Source organism: Thalassospira sp. CH_XMU1420-2 (assembly GCF_037029325.1).
GTDB lineage: Bacteria > Pseudomonadota > Alphaproteobacteria > Rhodospirillales > Thalassospiraceae > Thalassospira > Thalassospira povalilytica.
The window spans coordinates 498,370-516,163 of the sequence record NZ_JAYMEG010000003.1; the positions used below are offsets into that span (position 1 = coordinate 498,370).

18 protein-coding genes, 3 tRNA genes and 1 riboswitch are annotated in these 17,794 nt (G+C 53.7%); of the genes, 12 read left to right on the forward strand and 9 right to left on the reverse strand.

The window, feature by feature from the left end:
- Positions 1 to 43 precede the first annotated feature (43 nt).
- Together WA429_RS11965 and WA429_RS11970 are read left to right on the forward strand one after the other, a co-directional pair.
- Positions 44 to 838, forward strand: a complete 795-nt coding sequence (locus WA429_RS11965) for a peptidoglycan DD-metalloendopeptidase family protein (RefSeq protein WP_231856744.1) — start codon at positions 44 to 46, stop codon at positions 836 to 838.
- A complete protein-coding gene (locus WA429_RS11970; RefSeq protein ID WP_068519159.1) occupies positions 839 to 1,189 on the forward strand; it encodes a DUF1491 family protein in 351 nt (116 codons plus the stop codon). It abuts the gene before it with no gap.
- A 105-nt stretch (positions 1,190 to 1,294) separates the two neighbouring features.
- Here WA429_RS11970 and WA429_RS11975 read toward each other — a convergent pair whose 3' ends face one another.
- Positions 1,295 to 1,615, reverse strand: a complete 321-nt coding sequence (locus WA429_RS11975; RefSeq protein ID WP_068519158.1) for a peptidylprolyl isomerase — start codon at positions 1,613 to 1,615, stop codon at positions 1,295 to 1,297.
- 194 nt (positions 1,616 to 1,809) lie between these two features.
- Here WA429_RS11975 and yaaA point away from each other — a divergent pair, with 194 nt between their 5' ends.
- Together yaaA and WA429_RS11985 are read left to right on the forward strand one after the other, a co-directional pair.
- The gene (gene yaaA, locus WA429_RS11980; protein WP_101246152.1) at positions 1,810 to 2,586 is read left to right on the forward strand and encodes a peroxide stress protein YaaA; all 777 of its coding nucleotides are present in this window, start codon (positions 1,810 to 1,812) and stop codon (positions 2,584 to 2,586) included.
- A 24-nt stretch (positions 2,587 to 2,610) separates the two neighbouring features.
- A complete protein-coding gene (locus tag WA429_RS11985) occupies positions 2,611 to 3,675 on the forward strand; it encodes a glycosyl transferase family protein (protein WP_287465119.1) in 1,065 nt (354 codons plus the stop codon).
- Positions 3,676 to 3,738: 63 nt separating this feature from the next.
- On the opposite strand, the gene WA429_RS11990 is transcribed toward WA429_RS11985, so the two are convergent.
- Positions 3,739 to 4,281 carry a DUF924 family protein gene (locus WA429_RS11990; protein ID WP_287465117.1) on the reverse strand — a complete coding sequence of 181 codons (543 nt, stop codon included), beginning with the start codon at positions 4,279 to 4,281 and terminating at the stop codon, positions 3,739 to 3,741.
- A 151-nt stretch (positions 4,282 to 4,432) separates the two neighbouring features.
- Positions 4,433 to 4,625, forward strand: a riboswitch (cobalamin riboswitch).
- Positions 4,626 to 4,797: 172 nt separating this feature from the next.
- On the opposite strand from WA429_RS11990, the gene WA429_RS11995 reads away from it, so the two are divergent.
- The 6 genes from WA429_RS11995 to WA429_RS12020 are packed head-to-tail and all read left to right on the forward strand — an operon-like array spanning position 4,798 to position 9,935.
- Positions 4,798 to 5,595 carry a DUF4198 domain-containing protein gene (locus WA429_RS11995; protein ID WP_287465116.1) on the forward strand — a complete coding sequence of 266 codons (798 nt, stop codon included), beginning with the start codon at positions 4,798 to 4,800 and terminating at the stop codon, positions 5,593 to 5,595.
- A gap of 17 nt (positions 5,596 to 5,612) precedes the next feature.
- Positions 5,613 to 6,287, forward strand: coding sequence for a cobalt transporter CbiM (gene cbiM, locus WA429_RS12000; RefSeq protein ID WP_287465115.1), 675 nt, complete (start codon positions 5,613 to 5,615; stop codon positions 6,285 to 6,287).
- Complete coding sequence (locus tag WA429_RS12005; protein WP_287465114.1) at positions 6,280 to 6,897, forward strand: cobalt ABC transporter permease; 618 nt, start codon at positions 6,280 to 6,282, stop codon at positions 6,895 to 6,897. The genes cbiM and WA429_RS12005 overlap by 8 nt, the downstream gene beginning before the upstream one ends.
- Positions 6,894 to 7,691 carry a cobalt ECF transporter T component CbiQ gene (gene cbiQ / locus WA429_RS12010; protein ID WP_287465113.1) on the forward strand — a complete coding sequence of 266 codons (798 nt, stop codon included), beginning with the start codon at positions 6,894 to 6,896 and terminating at the stop codon, positions 7,689 to 7,691. The genes WA429_RS12005 and cbiQ overlap by 4 nt, the downstream gene beginning before the upstream one ends.
- Positions 7,675 to 8,412, forward strand: coding sequence for an energy-coupling factor ABC transporter ATP-binding protein (locus WA429_RS12015; RefSeq protein WP_287465111.1), 738 nt, complete (start codon positions 7,675 to 7,677; stop codon positions 8,410 to 8,412). Before cbiQ ends, WA429_RS12015 begins: the two co-directional genes overlap by 17 nt.
- 47 nt (positions 8,413 to 8,459) lie before the next feature.
- Positions 8,460 to 9,935 (forward strand): MFS transporter, encoded by a 1,476-nt coding sequence (locus tag WA429_RS12020; protein WP_287465110.1) that lies wholly within the window; start codon positions 8,460 to 8,462, stop codon positions 9,933 to 9,935.
- Positions 9,936 to 9,944: 9 nt separating this feature from the next.
- Here the strand turns inward: WA429_RS12020 and WA429_RS12025 are convergent, their stop codons facing one another.
- Together WA429_RS12025 and WA429_RS12030 are read right to left on the reverse strand one after the other, a co-directional pair.
- Positions 9,945 to 10,595, reverse strand: coding sequence for a hypothetical protein (locus WA429_RS12025; RefSeq protein ID WP_287465109.1), 651 nt, complete (start codon positions 10,593 to 10,595; stop codon positions 9,945 to 9,947).
- Positions 10,596 to 10,684: 89 nt separating this feature from the next.
- On the reverse strand, positions 10,685 to 11,470 hold the full coding sequence (locus tag WA429_RS12030) for a DUF4198 domain-containing protein (protein WP_287465107.1): 786 nt from the start codon (positions 11,468 to 11,470) through the stop codon (positions 10,685 to 10,687).
- Positions 11,471 to 11,732: 262 nt separating this feature from the next.
- Between WA429_RS12030 and WA429_RS12035 the strand changes: the two genes are divergently transcribed.
- Entirely contained in the window at positions 11,733 to 13,223 is a 1,491-nt protein-coding gene (locus WA429_RS12035) for a hypothetical protein (protein WP_287465106.1), read from the forward strand.
- A gap of 122 nt (positions 13,224 to 13,345) precedes the next feature.
- Positions 13,346 to 13,783: a MerR family transcriptional regulator gene (locus WA429_RS12040; RefSeq protein ID WP_068519147.1), complete on the forward strand. Its 438-nt coding sequence runs from the start codon at positions 13,346 to 13,348 to the stop codon at positions 13,781 to 13,783.
- Positions 13,784 to 13,853: 70 nt separating this feature from the next.
- Here the strand turns inward: WA429_RS12040 and WA429_RS12045 are convergent, their stop codons facing one another.
- The 5 genes from WA429_RS12045 to WA429_RS12065 all read right to left on the reverse strand — a co-directional run bounded on the left by WA429_RS12045 (position 13,854) and on the right by WA429_RS12065 (position 17,768).
- Positions 13,854 to 16,544 carry a bifunctional acetate--CoA ligase family protein/GNAT family N-acetyltransferase gene (locus WA429_RS12045; RefSeq protein WP_228195408.1) on the reverse strand — a complete coding sequence of 897 codons (2,691 nt, stop codon included), beginning with the start codon at positions 16,542 to 16,544 and terminating at the stop codon, positions 13,854 to 13,856.
- 243 nt (positions 16,545 to 16,787) lie between these two features.
- The gene (locus tag WA429_RS12050) at positions 16,788 to 17,105 is read right to left on the reverse strand and encodes a hypothetical protein (protein ID WP_068519144.1); all 318 of its coding nucleotides are present in this window, start codon (positions 17,103 to 17,105) and stop codon (positions 16,788 to 16,790) included.
- A gap of 71 nt (positions 17,106 to 17,176) precedes the next feature.
- Positions 17,177 to 17,252: transfer RNA gene (locus WA429_RS12055), tRNA-Asn, on the reverse strand.
- Positions 17,253 to 17,614: 362 nt separating this feature from the next.
- Positions 17,615 to 17,690 (reverse strand) — tRNA-Asn (locus tag WA429_RS12060).
- Between the two features lie 4 nt (positions 17,691 to 17,694).
- A tRNA-Cys gene (locus WA429_RS12065) sits at positions 17,695 to 17,768 on the reverse strand.
- Positions 17,769 to 17,794 lie beyond the last annotated feature (26 nt).

The following is a 17,794-nucleotide window of genomic DNA, read 5'->3' on the forward strand; positions in this document are numbered from 1 at the left end:
GCGGGGAACCAACCCTGCCTTTTTCTTTTATGGAGCCATCATTGTGCCTGCCACCATGCCGATCAATGCGACCAAGCGATTGCAGACCTATCACGACCGTCATGCGCGCGGGCTAGAACCCTTTGAAGATGCCGCATTGTTGCGCGACTGGATTTCCGGTCATGGCGACCAGTTTCATTCTGTTGTGGAATGCGATCTGAAACGTTGCCCGAAGATCGTTTATGATTTTTCAGCAAACGGTGATGTGGTGATCGGCGGCACGAGCGACCCGGCACGTCAGACAGAAATCATGTGGCAACAACTGGCCGCGGCAGACGCGCCGGTCGGGATCGGTCGATATCGCGAAGACCGTGTCTGTTATCAATCCGAACAGTTCAAAAACGACGGTGAAGCCCGAAGCCAGCATCTGGGAATTGATCTGTTTGCGGCCGCCTATACGCCGGTCTTTGCCCCGCTTGATGGCGTCGTGCACAGCTTTGCAGACAACAATTTGCATCTTGATTACGGGCCGACCATCATTTTGCAACATGAACCGGCGGATGGTGTGCGCTTTTACACCCTGTATGGTCATCTGAGCAGACCGTCCCTTGAAGGACTTTATAAAGGCAAGGAAATCCGCGCCGGCGAGCTGTTCTGCCGGTTTGGCGATTTTCCGATCAATGGTGACTGGATTCCGCATCTGCATTTTCAGATCATTTTTGACATGCTGGGGCGGGAAGGGGACTATTTCGGGGCGGCAAAACCATCGGAATGGGATATCTGGACAAGCATTTGCCCGGACCCGAACCTGATGTTGCAGATGCCTGAAAATGTTGTCGCCAGCCGGGATGGAAAATAGATGCAGCCACGTTTGAAAGCAGGACTTTGGGTTCGTGGCCAGATTGCCATTTGCCAGTCAAACCTGATTACGGCCATGGTGCTCCATAAGGGCAATGAGGATGCGGGGGCGGTTCTCCTGAAGCTGAATCGGTTCGATGCCGGATGTTTCGTCTATTCCCGGGTTACGACACTGGACGGCGATCTTGGCTGGATGCTGGTTGCAGGCGGTCCAGATGGCGGGCGTGAAACCGAATTTGCCTGTGATACCTATTGGCGCAAGCAGATCGACTTTGACCGCGATGTCTGGGTTCTCGAAATCGAAGACCATAAAGGCCAATACGAACTTGATGCACCCGTCGTTGATTATTAGAGCGACGGATCGTCAGTCCCGGTAAAGGTTTGCCACAATACCGATTCACCAAAAGAAAAAGGCTGGCAACAATGTGCCAGCCTTTGTTCTGATCGCAGCGCGGGATCAGGCGGTGCGCTGAAGCAGGTGGTAACCGAAATCGGTTTCAACCACGTCAGAGGTCGCACCGACATCCATGCTGAATGCAGCTGCATCGAATTCCGGAACCATCATGCCACGGCCAAAGAAGCCAAGATCGCCGCCCTGCTGGCCGGACGGGCAATCGGAATTAGCTTTTGCCAGTTCTGCAAAATCGGAACCGTTTGCGATCTGGTCTTTAAGGGCATTGATTTCGTTCAATGCTTCTTCTTTGGTGCGGGTGGCGGTCGAACGTGCCGAACCGGCATACATCAGAAGAATGTGCGACGCGCGAACTTGTTCACTCATAACTGGTCCTTTCTTCCGCCAAGGCTTGCGCCAGACGGATTTTCTGCAAGATTAGAAGTTTATGGATAAAGCCAAGGGTCCAAATCCATGCACAGTCGTATACACCTGTACATGGGCTTGGGCCCTAGACATTGTCCATGCCTTGTGGCTTGTTACGACAAATTGAACCGAGATGAAAGAGAAGAGGCAGATTGATGCTTGCTGTTGTGTCCCCGGCCAAGAAGCTGGATTTCGAAACGGACGTGCCGGAAATGGCCGTTTCCCAACCGGCGTTTCTCGATGACACGGAAGAATTGATTGAAGTTGCACGGAAAAAAAGCCGTGGCGATTTGATGAAGCTGATGGGGATCAGTGAAAACCTTGCGGATCTGAATTATCAGCGCTTCCAGCATTTTTCACGGCCTTTTGATCGCAGCAACGCGAAACCAGCGATCTTTGCCTTTCGTGGTGATACCTATGTTGGTCTTGATGCCGACACCATGAAGGATGCCGATATCGACTGGGCCGAAGACCATTTTCGGATGCTGTCGGGGCTTTATGGTCTGTTGAAGCCGCGTGATCTGATGCAGCCTTATCGCCTTGAAATGGGCACACGGCTTGAAAATCCGCGTGGCAAGGACCTTTATGCGTTCTGGGGTGACAAGATCGCCAAGGAGATCAACAAGCTTACCGAAGGCCACAAGGACCGCAGCCTGATCAATCTGGCATCCAACGAATATTTCAAGTCGGTCAAGACCAAGCTGCTTGATGGACCGGTCATCACACCGGTCTTCAAGGAAGTCAAAGGCGGGGCTGCCAAGGTTGTCGGCTTCTCAGCGAAGCGTGCGCGTGGCATGATGGCGCGTTACATGATCGACAATCGACTGGAAAACCCGCAAGACCTTAAGAAATTCAATGTTGACGGTTATTGCTACCAGGATGACCTGTCAAACGAGACGGAGTGGGTCTTTACCCGCGTCCATGACCAGTAACGACAACTTTTTCGGTGAGTACGTATGACCGACGAGCATCTTGAACAGCTCGAGGAAGAAAATCATTTACCCGAATCTCATCCGTTTTCCGGGTATTTGAGAACGTTCTTTCGGGGGCCGGGCCGTTCACGCAGCCTGACGCGCGAAGAGGCATTTGATGCCTTTTCAATGATCCTGCGCGATGAGGTCGAGCCGATCCAGCTTGGCGCGTTTTTGCTTATGCTGCGCTATCGGGCGGAAACGCCGGAAGAACTCGCAGGCATGATCGAAGCCGTGCGCAAAGCCGCAAGGCTTGATGCGGATGATGGACAGGACACCAACCCGGTGGGCCGCCCGATGCTTGACTGGCCGTCATATGCGGCTGGTCGAACCCGTGGTCTGCCGTGGTTTGTATTGTCGGCACATTTGATATCGCAGAACGGTGTTCCGGTTCTGATGCACGGCTATAACTCGCATCTGGTCAATGGTCTTGGAGCCGAGGCCGCGATCAAGGCGCTTAAGCTGCCGATCGCGATGTCAGCCGAAGAAGCCCGTTCGGATATTGCCGCAAAGGGGTTTGCTTATTTGCCGCTGCGCCATATGCATCCGAAATTGCAGGAGCTGATCGGGTTGCGGTCGCTTTTGGGGCTGCGCAGCCCGGTGAATACCCTGTTGCGGTTGCTAAACCCGTTACAGGCACGGGCCGCGTTCCTGGGGGTGTTTCATCCGGCATTTCTGGATGTGCATCGCGAAACCGGAAAGCTTCTTGAGCTGCCGCGAATTGGCGTGATCAAGGGCGGGGGCGGCGAAGCAGAACGCACACCATTCAAACATGTTGATCTTCGGATGCTTGATAACGGCGAGCTTTGCGACGTCCGGTGGCCGGCACTTTTGCCAAAAACCGAAAAAGAAATCGACGATCAAAGCCCGGTGACCCTCAAACACTTCCTTGCCGTTTGGCGGGGCGAGGTCGAGGATGCCCCCGCCGAAGCCAGGATCAAGGGCAGTGCAGCGATGGCGGCATTCCTTGCGGGCAAAGCCGATTATATGGACGAAGCCGAATCCCTGGTGCAGGGATGGTGGGATAATCGCGATCGCGATATCGGTTGATATCGCGTTTTCGCATTGAATGATTTTATGAAAGCGGGACGGATTGCCGTCCCGCTTTTCGTTCTAGAATGATGAGCCGGGTTCTTTGAGAAACGCGATTTCTTCTGGTGTGGATGTCCGGCCAAGAATGTCATTGCGATGCGGATAACGCCCGAACCGGTCGATGATTGTCTTGTGTTTGATTTCAAAGCCGTAATTGTGTTCAAGCCCGGGCTGATCAAACAGGGTCATGGCAATTTCATGGATCAATTCGGATTCTGAATGCATATAGGGCATATACAGAAACGCCCGCTGTTCTGGTGATCCAAGTTCCTTGTCCTTGCCCAAGGATACGGCTTCCTGTGCGAGAACAAGCGCGATCGGATCGGCAGCAAATGATTGCGGCGTGTCGCGATACATGTTCCGCGAAAACTGATCCAGAACGATGATTTCGGCAAGGCGCCCCGATGCGGTGTTGCGCCAGGTGAAAAGTTCACCGGCAAGGGCCGCGGCATGAATGTCGGAAAATCGTTCGGCAATGTGGGTGTCAAGTGCAGTATCCTTGATAAACCATTGCTTTTGTTCAAGTTCCTTGAACCAGAAGTCCAGGACTGTTTCAGCAGCCATCATTTCCACCCCATCCCATGTAAGGCCAATCGCAATATTGTGCGATGTGTTTGCTGATCTTTGCCGGGGGAAGGGCGAAGGTCAAGCAATGGCGCGAAAAGATAATCCGTTCGGATGCGGGCAAAGAGTTGACAGGTGTTTGCCGCCCATGGAATATGAACGCGTCTTGGGTGTTGATCCATTGGATCGGCTTAAAAGGGAACGTGGTGCGTTACGACAATGCCACGGCTGCCCCCGCAACTGTAAGTGGTCCGAGCATTACCTATGCCACTGGTGATAAACCGGGAAGGCGTAATGCTTTTGAAACCATGAGCCAGGAGACCTGCCTTTGACTGCCGGACACGGCTTGTCCGGTACTGAACTGTTGGACGCCGGGGTGAGCGTCAGGTTGCAGGGAAAAGGCGGTCTCGTCGTGAAACCGGTATCTTGCTTCCAGCCATCCTATCGTTCTTGATCCTAACTCTGTGCGTCGGGAAACTTTTCTGACGCGCATCGTTCGTGAAAAGAGACGATTACATGTTTAAAACTCTTGGCAAGCTTGCGATTGCAAGTGCCTGTTTCGCGTTTGCGTCACAAAGTGCGCATGCCCATTTTCAATTGGCCTATACACCGGAAGTCAATGTGACCGCCCCCGGCGAACTGCCGGTGAAACTGATATTCTGGCATCCGTTCGAAAACGGACATGTCATGGATATGAAAAAGCCGGTGGCGTTTTACGCAATCCATCGCGGTGATAAAATTGATTTATCTTCAACGCTTTCTGAGGTGACCTTCACAGGGAAGGAGAATGCAGCCAAGGCGTATGACGGTACTTTGACCCTTAAGCGCAGTGGCGATTACGTGATGGTGGTGGTGCCCGAACCCTATTACGAAGAAAGCGAAGATATCTTCATTCAGCAGATCACCAAGTCCTATGTGAACCGCAACGAAATCCCGACCGACTGGATGGAGGCACAGGGACTTGTGACCGAAATTCTGCCGTTAAACCGGCCGACCAACATTGTCGCAGGTTCGACCTTTACCGGTCGGGTGCTGAGCAACGGTGAACCGGTATCCGGGGTCGAAGTTGAAATCGAATATATGGCAGCCGAACCCGATATGGACCGTAACGCGCCCAAGGAACCGACAGCAGGACCGATGCCTGGTGGGGCAATTGTCGCGATTACCGATGCCAACGGGTATTTCACGTTCGGGATCCCCAAGGCCGGATTTTGGGGGTTTGCGGCCCTTGGTAGTGGGCCGGACAAAGAATTTCAGGGAAAAGAGCTTTCACAGGATGCAGTCCTGTGGGTTCGCGCCTATGATGTGCAATAGGCTTGGGGACAAAGTAGATGCATATTGTTGACGGGGCACTGGCCCCAGAGGTGCTGATTGGCGGTGGCGTGCTTGTAGTCGCGGGGCTTGGCCTTGGATTGCGCAAACTGCCAATCGATAAAATTCCGGCGACGGGGGTGTTATCGGCGACGTTCTTCGTCGCCTCCCTGATCCACGTGCCGGTCGGTCCGTCGAGCGTGCATTTGATCATGAGTGGTCTGGCCGGGCTTGTGCTTGGCTGGACCGCATTCCCGGCACTTTTTGTCGGGCTTTTGTTGCAGGCCATCTTTTTCGGATTTGGCGGTTTGACTGTATTGGGGGTCAATACCGTCAATATTGCGTTTCCGGCGGTGATTGCCGGTTTCCTGTTTCGCGGATTGGTGTCGCGAAGCAATCCAACCTTTGCGGCAATCTGGGGGGGATGTGCCGGTGCGCTTTCAATTGCGCTGACCACCTTGTTCGTGGCCATTTCCCTTGGCCTGAGCGGGGAAGGGTTTGTACCGGCGGCCAAGCTTGTTTTCTTTGCCCATATTCCAATCATGGCGGTCGAAGGTCTGGTGTCTGCAGCAGCGGTTTATCTGATCGTGAAGGTCAAACCGGCCTTGCTGATGGCCGATGCCCAGATCAGCCGATATGACGCACAAAACCCCGCGATCCTGGCCGAACAGGTGAACGAGGCCAACAATGGCTAAGCTTGCAACGGGGGTGTTTCTGGCAGGCCTTCTGTTCGGAATGCAGGCCGCCCAGGCCCATAAGGTGATTGCATCGGTTTTTCCAAGCGGCACAGCTGTCGAAGGAGAAATCGGGTTTTCCAATGGCGATATGGCTGCGGACACGCTGGTTGAAGTTTTTGACCAGCAGGGAAACAAGATCGATGAAATCAGAACGGATTCTGACGGTTTCTTTGTCTATACGCCAAGCCGGAAAGTTGACCTTGTCTTTCGGGCCGATCTGGGGGCAGGGCATGTTGCAGAAGCCAGTTTTGATATTACCGACCTGACGGGAATTGCAGGGGCAGGCAGCATTGCCGCAGTTTCTTCGGATGATAGCGCTAACATCACTGTGGATGGGGCAGTTGTCGCGGATAATGCAACCAAAACTGCAATTACCCGCGAACAGGAAGAAGTTATTGCCGCGATCGTTCGCGATGAATTGCGCCCATTGCGTCGGGAAATTACCGCCTATAAGGAAAAGAACGATCTTCAATCGATTCTGGGCGGTATAGGTTATATATTCGGGTTCTTCGGGATTGCCTATTATCTGGCAGCAAGACGTTTGAGAGCCAAAGCAACCAAATCATGAGCCATCTTTTCGGGCATGACCAACCATTAAGCGTTCAGGGAGGCGGGCAACGACCGTCTTCCTTTGTCGGATCGTTTGATCCGCGTGTTCGGGTGGTGGCGGCCGGTCTGTTTTCGGTGATGGTCGTTTCCCTGCATCAGATCGAATTCGCGCTTGCTGCCTTTTTTGTGGCAGTGGCGACAATGTTCATGACTGATTTGCCTTTGCGTCTGACCCTGAAACGTATGGCAGCGATGGACGGGTTCATCATCGTGATGCTGGTGATGTTGCCATTCACAACACCGGGAACCGCCATGTTTACCGTCCTGGGTGCCGAGGCCAGCAAGGAAGGATTGCAACATGCGGTCCTGATCGGCATTCGCGCCAATGCGGTTGTTTTGATGATGCTTAGCCTGCTTGCCGGGTTAACGCCGGTGGGACTTGGGCATACATTATACCGGCTACGTTGCCCAGCAGCCCTGGTGCATCTGATGATGTTTACGGTGCGCTATATTTCGGTTCTTCACGATGAATATCATCGATTGCGCATGGCCATGAAATTGCGTGGCTTCAAGGCGCGCAACAGCATCCATACCTATCGGTCGCTGGGGTATCTTTTCGGGATGTTGCTTGTCAGGTCTCTTGAACGTGCCGAACGGGTTCTTGAGGCCATGAAATGCCGCGGATTTAGTGGCCATTTCCCGATGATTGATCATCTTGTGTTCCGGCAACGTGATGCCTTTTTCGGGGCTGGGGTTCTGATGCTGGTTTCCGCGCTTGTTATTCTGGATCGTTTTTATGTCGTCGCTTATTGAACTAAACGATATTTCATACGGATACCGCGCCGGGCAAAATGTTTTGGACCGGGTCAGTCTGTCGCTTGAGGCCAATGAACGATTGTTCATTACCGGTCCGAATGGGGCTGGCAAAAGCACGCTGTTGCGCATTCTGGTCGGTCTTATCAAACCGTTTGGCGGCGAAATCAGGGCGTTTGGAACGCCGCGTGTAACGGATAAGGATTTCCATGATCTGCGTTGTCGGGTCGGGTTTATTGTCCAGGACCCCGATGATCAGCTGTTTTGTCCGACAGTGGTCGAAGATATCGCCTTTGGCCCGCTTAATCTTGGGGCCAGCCGCGAAGATGCACTGGCGATTGTTGACGAGGTTCTTGATCAACTTCATCTCAGACATTTGCGCGAACGCATCACCCACGAGCTTTCAGGCGGGGAAAAGCGGCTGGTTTCTGTGGCGGCGGTTCTAGCCATGAAGCCTGATGTTCTTTTGCTTGATGAGCCGACGAACGCGCTGGACGAAGAAAACCTTCACCGGCTTGAGGAGATATTGCTGGAACTGCCGCAAGCCATGATTCTGGTGTCGCATGACCCGCATTTTCGCCGGAAACTGGCCACCCGGACGTTGGAGTTGCGCGCCGGGAAAATGTCGCAGGCCAAGGAACTTGCACCCAAAAAATGTACCGCATCCGATCGTGCCCGGCAAAATGCCAAGGCCGATGATCATTCGTTTGAAACCCTTTGACGGTTTAAGATAGGGTGTAAGGCGACACACAGCCCGGATGCCCCAACATGTCGCCATTTTCCATTTCGGCCTTTCGACATCTTTTTGCTGCCCAGATCACGTCCCTGATCGGGACCGGATTAACCACGGTGGCCCTGTCACTTCTGGCGTTCGATCTGGCCGGGGCGGATGCGGGACGGGTATTGGGATCCGTTCTGGTTTTGAAGATGGTCGCGTATCTGGTGATCGCCCCGATTGCCGGTGGGATGGCGCATTTGTTGCCACGGCGAACATGGCTTGTCGGGCTTGATATTTTGCGTGCGGCAATTGTTCTGTGTTTGCCCTTTGTCGATCAGATCTGGCAGATTTTTGTTCTGGTCTTTGTGGTCAATGCCGCGTCCGCCGCATTCACACCGGTCTTTCAGGCCATTATCCCGGAAATTCTCGAAGACGAGAAATCCTATACCAAGGGCCTTTCCTATGCCCGGTTGGCCTATGATCTGGAAAACCTGATCAGTCCGGCACTTGCAGCCGCCTTGTTGTTCGTCTGGTCGTTTGACAGCCTGTTTATCGTCAATAGCCTGACATTTGCACTTTCGGCCACTCTGATTGTGACAACAACAGTGCCGCGCGCCGCCGCAACGGATCGCGAAGGCGGCATTTACGCCAATACGCGGTTTGGGGTGGTGGCATATCTTAAAACACCAAGGCTACGCGGACTTCTGGCCGTTCATTTTGCAGTTTCCTGTGTCGGGGCGATGATCATCGTCAATACGGTTGTTTTGACGCGGTCGATCCTTGGTGGGTCTGAAATCCTGACCACGGTGTTTCTTGCCTGTGCCGGTGGTGGATCAATGATTGCGGCATTCGTCATGCCCAAGATCATTGATACAGTGGGGGAGCGTCGATTGATGATGGCCGGAATTGTTGCCGCATCCCTGGCAATGGTGGCAGGTGCCGTGATCATGGGGGCGGGCATTCGCGATGTTGCCGCCTTTGCATTGCTTTGGGTGTTTGCCGGGGCCGGAACCACATTTGCGCAGACGCCCGGTGGTCGGTTGGTGCAACGGTCAGCCGGTGCGGGGGATCGTTCCGCATTTTTTGCCGCCAATTTTGCACTGTCCCACGGTGGATGGTTGATTGCATATGGGGTAATCGGATGGATTGGCAGTCTGGCCGATATTTCTGTGGCGTTCTGGGTGTCGGGCGGGCTTGCATTTTGCGGTGCTGTGATGGCGCGCGTTCTTTGGCCCAAACAAGACCAGCTTGAACTTCAGCACAGCCATCCCGGTTTCTGGCATGAACATCCCCACGATCATGCCGATGAACACCATGGACATGTCCATCTCGCCGAAGCAGCCGCGACGTCATCGAGGATGTCATCGAACCGTGCAAAGCATCATGATGACGGTCATCAGCACGCAGAAGAAGACCGGTCAATACACCGGCACCGCCATTATCATCCGCCGGTCAGCCACAAACATCGTTTCGTGATTGACAGCCACCATACCCGTTGGCCGGTGGAAAGCGGTGAAATGGTCTGATTGCGGTTGCTAGACAGATGTCTGTTTACGGGCGCGGACCCACGCCAAGATTCCGAAAATACCAATAATCACACCGATGCCGCCCATGATATCGGACATACGAACATCATTGCGATAGGCGTTTACTTCCTCGCGAAGCGGGCCGATCTGTCGTGCGACGGCATGATTGATCAAGCTGGTCAATTCGTCGCGCGTCAGGGCCTTTAGCCCGATGGGGGCGGTTGCCGAAGATGAAGGCGTGGTCATGGTCGGGGCGACCGCGGCATCGGGGGTGTTGTCGTTCACAAAGCGTGCCGTAATGTCCGATGCATTTTTCGCGGGTGGAAGGTTTTCGGAAAACTCGTCTTCGGTCAGGGTGAATGCGGCGATATGACCATCGCCGGTATTGGCCTGAACCACGTAGGGCGTCCGGTGGCTGACGCGGATAGCAAAGGCACCGTTTTGGTCAGTGCGGGCCGCCGCCACAACCGCGCCATCATCGGCATGAAGTTCAATTTCAGCAGCACGGGCGCGCGTTCCGCCAGTGAAATAGACATATCCTTCAATCGTGTCGCCGGTGCTTATAGCAAAGACATTAAGGTTGTGGGCCTGTGCGGCAGAAACGCCAAAAGCACAGAAAAGCAAAATGAAAAAACCAAAGCTGCGCGAACGACTTGTCATGGGGGCAGGCCAATCGATTAAGGATGAATGCAATTTCAATAGCAGAACTTACGAACGGGTAAGTGGACCGGACCACTTGCCTGTTGGGTTCAGTTCATCTGATCGGTTTTGACCCACAGAACGCCGCCGCGTTCGACCGGGATCTGGATGCCGCTGTCAGGTGCGGTCATTGTGCCGTCTTCGATCAAGGCTGCAAACACCCACCAACCTTCCTTGGGCATTGCATAATGGAAGATGCCATTGGCATCAGCCTTGATGACCTGTGTGGCAAAAGTCGGGTTGGGAAGGGTGATGCTGCCGTCATTGGCATATTCAACTTCAACTTCGGCAAAGGGGACAGGATCGCCATTGTGGCGGACCATTCCGGAAAAGATATTGCCGGTCCAGATGCCGTACGGGCGGGTAAGGGGTTCTATTTCCACCGGGAACCCGACCATTTGGTCCCAGTCTTCACCGGAATCATAGGCGTCAATGATGGTTTTGGTGTACTGGATGATGAACTTGCCTTCGGCCGGTTCAAAATACGGCACCGGTTCAAGATAGAAGGCATATCCACCCGGTGCCTTCAAGGTGACTTCGGCGTTGAAAGCCGATTTTCCATCCACTGTTTTGGCTTCAAGACTTTGGCGCAAATCGATCTTTTGGTCGTTGTATTGCATGCCAAACTGAACTGGTGGTGCCATTTCCATTGCCGGACCATTGGTCATCGGATGGGTAAATGTCAGATCAAACTTTACTGTGCGGCCGGTATCCTGATCGACCACATTGGTTGACGGAACCATCTTTTGGAAATGTGCCGATGCAGATGATGCGACGATTGATGTGAGAAGCAGTGACAATGATGCCTTTGAAAGCAATCGGGAGGCGAGGGACATTGCAAAGTCCTTTGTTGGAAAAATCAATATCGTCGTCAATCTGACGCATGGCGATGCACTGATTTAGAATATTTCATACGAAATTGCAAAAACGTATGACGTTTTATTTGCCGCCATCAGGCCTGCATCGCAGATCGCGGCGCCGAACCAGCGTCACGAACAGCCCGGTTCCCCGTCAATTCATCGATCCAAAACAGATACTTGGACAAATACGCTTTTGATGTATCGTTGAGCGACACAACAAAAAAACAGGGGCAAACGCATGGAAGTTATCTACGTATCGCACGATGGCGGGACGCACTGGATTGATGCAAAGCAGCGAGAAACCAAAACGCTTGAGGTCGCCATCAGTCAAAGCCAGCCCGGACACCTTATCCGGTTGATTGCCGGGACATACAATATAAGTCAGCCATTGCGTTTGCCGCGTAGTGGTACAGCTGACCAGCCGATTGTTATTCGTGGCGATAGTGGTGTGGTACTGGATGGCAACAGGGGCCCGGATGCGACCGTTTCGGCGACCAATCCGGGCGCGTCGCGGTTTGCAGTCTTCCAACTGATCAATGTTGATCATATCCGCATCGAAGAAATTGTGATCCGGCGTGCGTGGCCATCAGCCGTTTATATTGAAAACAGCTGTGACCTTTCATTTACCGGACTTGATATTTCCGATGGGACCTATGCGTTTTATGCCAATGGTCCGCGCACCGAACGTATCCGTATCCGGGCCTGTCGATGGGTTCAGGATGTTGCGATCTGGCGCACCATTCGCTGGGACGAAATCCATGACGGCAAAGATGAAGACGGCAATTTGATCAAGGTGCCGTATCGGTATCTTAACGGTGCATTTTTCGGATCGGATGATATTGCAGGCGATGTCGAGATTTCAAATAACGACATTCGCGACTGTTATAACGGCATCAGGATGGATGTGTCGGCGGACAATGTTGGTGCGCCTGTCGGCACGTTTAATCGCGATGTTCGCATTCTCGATAACCGGTTTAGCTATATACGTGATAATCCCGTGGAGCCCGAAGCGATCGCCGTCGGGTGGTGGATTGGCCGAAACCGGTTCTTTAATTGCCACAAGCTGTTTTCCCAGGACGGGGTCAGGGGTGGTTTCTGGTATTACTTTGGCAATATTTGCTGGTTTGACAGCCGCCCGGGACCCGAGGGGGACGAATATAACGGCGGTGCAGTTTTCAAGCTGGGCAAAGGTGGAAGCGTACCGCAGCCCGACTATGTTTCGGCCTGTCTGCACAACAGTTTCTTCCTGCGACAGAAATACATCAAAAAGGGCACCACACGTGGCTTGATCAATGCGCGCAACGCGATTGACCATGCGGACCCAACCGCCTTGCCCGATCAGATGATGCCGCTTGATCAGTCCTTTCTGGGTAAGCAGGAAGATCTTCAATTGTCGGCAAGTCCACCATTGCCGGTTCGGTTCGAAGGTGATCTGGCCAACCATCCGACCTATCCAGCAGTATTCGATCCCTATGACGGGGTGCTTCATGATCCAAGACCAGCCGAAGGCCCGTTATTTGAAAACAGCTTGGCGGGGCAATTCGATTTGGCCGAGTGTCATCGGGTTCCGTATTCCTGCGGGTTGGAAATCCCGTTGCCGGATGGGACTACGTGGCATAGTCCGCGCGCGTATTGGCCCGGAGCGATTACAAACGGGCGTGTGATATTCGGGCCGGAATATGTGCCGGTGGATCTTGAATATGTTCGATCCTTGCCGATCCCGGGATAACGCACGACGTCATCGTTATCATTGGAATGGCATGTTTCGAGTTTACGTATGCGTAAATATGTTGACTGGAATGTCGGAATGTTGCGATGTTGGCATATTGCAGTCAACAAACAAGAAAAACCATGAACGACAAGCTTTACAGCATTACTGAACTGGCCGAAGAGTTCGACATTACGCCACGCGCCATCAGGTTTTACGAAACCAAGAACCTGCTCGCACCGCAACGGGCCGGGGCGACGCGTGTCTATAATTATCGTGACCGGGCGCGGCTGATGCTTGTCCTTCGCGGCAAACGTCTTGGATTCTCGTTGGAAGATATCAAGGAATATATTGATCTCTATGATGCGGATCGCACCCGGACCGAGCAACTTGCACATTTGATGCTTGTCGGGCGGCGCAGGATTGCCGAACTCGAACAGCAACTTGAAGATGTTCAGACCACGCTTGCAGAGCTTCGTAAAATCGAAGGCGAGGCTGTCGAAAGCCTGCGTGAAAAGGGTATTGATCCGGAAAAGGCGGTCGCAGACATCAAGGCCAAACTGGTTGCCGAGGGCGCCTGACAAATCCGGTGACAGATGAAAAAAAAAGCCCGGCTATAGATGCCGGGCTTTTTTGTTTGTGGTCAGATCATCATTCCGCATCACGCTGAAGCGGCAGGGTGACTTCAAATACATCCTCATCAGGGATGTATTTGCGGCTAAATCCAAGCTTTTCACAAAGTGTCAGCATGCGCCGGTTGCTTGGCAGAACCTGGCCGATAAAGGTTTCGGTTCCTTTGCGTCGGCAATAGGCGATCATTTGTTCCATCAGAACCCGACCCAGTCCGCGCCCCTTGATATCGGAGCGGACCATAATGGCATATTCGGCATGTTCATTATTCGGGTCGATCACGACCTGAACGATGCCATGTATTTGCCCCTGTTCAGGTCCATCGGGCACCACGGCAAGGAAGGCCATGTCCCGGTCGTAATCAAGCTGGGTCTGACGGGCCATTTCGGAATGGGGAAGTTCACGCACAGAGCCAAAGAACCGGAAATGGATATCTTCCGGGGTCAGGCGCGACATGAACTCGTAATGGGCTGGCTCGTCTTCAGGTTTGATCGGGCGCAGAAGATAGGTCGTGCCATCATCCATCACCAGTTCCTGTTTCAGGTGCCTTGGATAAGGATGAATGGCAAGGCGTTTGTCATCGCTTACGACTTTCGGGGTTACCTTGATGCGGGCATCAAGGGCAATGACACCGTGCTGATCGGCAAGAAGCGGGTTCATATCAAGCTCAACCACTTCGCCAAGATGCACCACCAATTGCGACAGCCGCACCAGCGTCATGTAAAGGTCTTCCAGATTGACCGGCGGGACGTCCCGATAACCTTTTAGAAGCTTGTAGATGCGGGTGCCTTCGACCAGTTCGCGGGCGAGCTTCATGTTCAGCGGGGGCAGGGCCATGGCGCGGTCACGGACCACTTCGACCTCGACACCGCCATGACCAAACAGGATGACCGGACCGAAAATCGGATCGGTGGTCATGCCGACAATCAGTTCGCGTGCCCCGGCACGGGTGACCATTTCCTGAATGGTAAAGCCGCGTAGGCGCGCCTTTGGGAACTTTTGGGCGATGGTGCGCTGCATCTTGGTCGCAGCGGCACGAACCTCGTCACTGCTGTCAAGATTAAGGACAACGCCGCCAACGTCTGACTTGTGGCTGATATCATCAGACAGAATCTTAAGAGCGATCGGATAGCCGATATCGTCGGCGGTACGAACGGCTTCTTCGACGTCACTTGCCGCAATCGTTTTGACCGTATTGATCCCATAGCATTCCAGAACGGCTTTTGCTTCCGGTTCGGTCAGCATGTCACGCCCGGCGTGAATGGCGCTATGAATGATGCTGCGTGCCTTGTCGGTTTGGGGCGTGTAATCGCGCGGAACGGATGGCGGTGTTTCCATCAGCAGGTCCTGCAATTTGCGATAATTGACCATATGCTGAAATGCAGCGACCGCATTTTCCGGCGTGCGATAGGTTGGAATGCCCGCTGCATAGAACATGTTCCGGGCTTCTGCGACGGTGGCTTCGCCGACCCAGTTGGTCAGGATGTTCTTTTTGCTGTCCTTGATCTTGTCAATCACGCCGCGCGCGACTTCGACCGGATCGGTAATGGCGGTTGGTGCGTGCATGACAAGCAAGCTGTCGATATTGCTGTCGGTCAGAACTGCTTCGATGGCCTTGGCATAACGTTCACCGGGGGCATCACCGATAATGTCCACCGGGTTGGCGCGTGACCATGTCGGGGGCAGGACCTTGTCGAGTTCGGCGATTGTGCTGTCGTCAAGCTGGGCCAGATGTCCCTGTCGTTCGATCAGGGCATCAACGGCAAGAACGCCGATACCGCCGCCATTGGTGACGATGCCAAGCTTGTCACCACGGAACGGACGCATGCGCGACAGGGTTTCCGCCGCCGAAAACATTTCGCTAACGGTATAAACGCGCAGCACGCCAGCCCGTTTGATAGCGGCATCAAATACATCATCGGCGCCGGCCAGCGCACCGGTATGCGATGCCGCAGCAGCCGCACCCTCGGCAAAGCGGCCGGACTTGATGCACAGGATCGGCTTGTTACGCGATGCTGCGCGGGCAGCCGAAATAAAGCTACGGCGTTCATGGATGGATTCGATATAAAGCATGATCGCGCGGGTGTTGGGATCAGACCCGAGATAGTCGATCACATCCCCGAAATCGACATCATCACATTCGCCAAGCGATATAAAGTGCGAGAACCCGATTCCGCGTGCCGCGGCCCAGTCGAGAACCGCCGTACATAACGCGCCGGATTGCGAGACAAAGGCAATTTTGCCACTGCCGATATTCTGGTGGCTGAAACTGGCATTCAATCCGATGCCCGGTACCATCAATCCAAGACAGTTCGGTCCAAGAAGGCGCATCTTGCGTTGGGCGGCGATATCGAGCATCGCCTGTTTGACTGTGCGTTTGTCATCGTACTGTTCGGCGCCAAGGCCCGCGGTCAGAACAATGGCCGCCAGGCAGCCTTTTTCCGCAAGGCATTCCATGACCGGAACAACCGCCTTGGGTGGAACACAGATCACGGCCAGTTCGGGCACAACCGGAAGGCTGTTGACGTCAGGATAGGCAAGTACGCCACCGATCGACTGGCTGCGCGGATTGACCGGCATGATCGGCCCGTCAAATCCCCCTGCAAGCAGGTTTCGCATCAGAACATGGCCAACCGAATGGGGGCGGTTGGATGCACCAATCACGGCGACCGATTTGGGTTTGAACAGATGATCCAGATTAATTGTGCTCATCGCCGGATTCCCGCGTTTTGATGTGGGCTTGTATGGTGGCAGCGTCATCGGTCCGCACATTGCCGTGCGGGCAGGGCAGTCAATAGCCACGCATGAAGTTGCGCGATGTTAAGTCAGCACTGATTATATTGATTTGCTGTGCATCAATAAAGCACTGAGGCCACGAAGTTTTTATGGCAAGCGTGGCGCGCTTTTCCAGCATCGGTTCAATTACGGCAAATCGGCGCCGGACGGGGCCTGATATTAATGAAGATGACCGTGGTGATCGTCATCGTCATAGCGTTCGGAATCTTCGATCCATTGTTCGACTTCGCCAGCCGATGTCATTGCCAGCGCAATTTCCAGATCATTCTGGACATGGGCCAGGCTATCGAACATCGGGCACCAGCCAAATGCCTGAATGCGGGGGTCCGTGGTCGATGAAATGGTGAAAAGATCGCCGTCAATCGGGTGCACCATGCCGTGAATGACTTCATTTTCACCGGTGATCAGCCAGCCGCGTGTTTCGCCGGAAAGAGTGGCCAGCTTTACTTCGCGCAATTCAATTTTGACGGTTTTCATGATGCGGTGCCTCAATCTGCGACGTATCAAAAACAAAAGGGACCGAACATAATGTTCGGTCCCTTTTTAATTGGCTCCGGCAGCAGGACTCGAACCTGCGACCCAATGATTAACAGTCATTTGCTCTACCAACTGAGCTATGCCGGATCAGGCGTTGCGCTCCGTCCGAAGCGCGTGGAGGGTGTATAATCAAACGGCCCGAACGCCGCAAGACCTTTTTTACGAAAAAAAGACCAAAATTTCGTCTTTTTGGCATTGGAATGCCGTTGTGCGACTGTGGGTTAACCACCATGCGAAGTTAATCGCAAAAAGGTTGGTGCGCGGTCACAAAAGGCGGTGGCTGAATATGTGGAATTTCACATCAATACGGAACAGGAAACCGCATCCATCATCCATGGATAGTCAAAAGGCGCTGGGTGACCGACGGTCGCAATTGGCAGGTGCCACGGTGCAGGAAGATCGGGAAGGGTACAAAGCAAAAACCCCCGGAACAGAGTTCCAGGGGTTTATGGCTCCGGCAGCAGGACTCGAACCTGCGACCCAATGATTAACAGTCATTTGCTCTACCAACTGAGCTATGCCGGATCAGTGGAGGCGCGAGCCGGAATCGAACCGGCGTGCAAGGATTTGCAGTCCTCTGCGTAACCACTCCGCCATCGCGCCTTCGCGTTGGCTGGAGCGGTGTATAG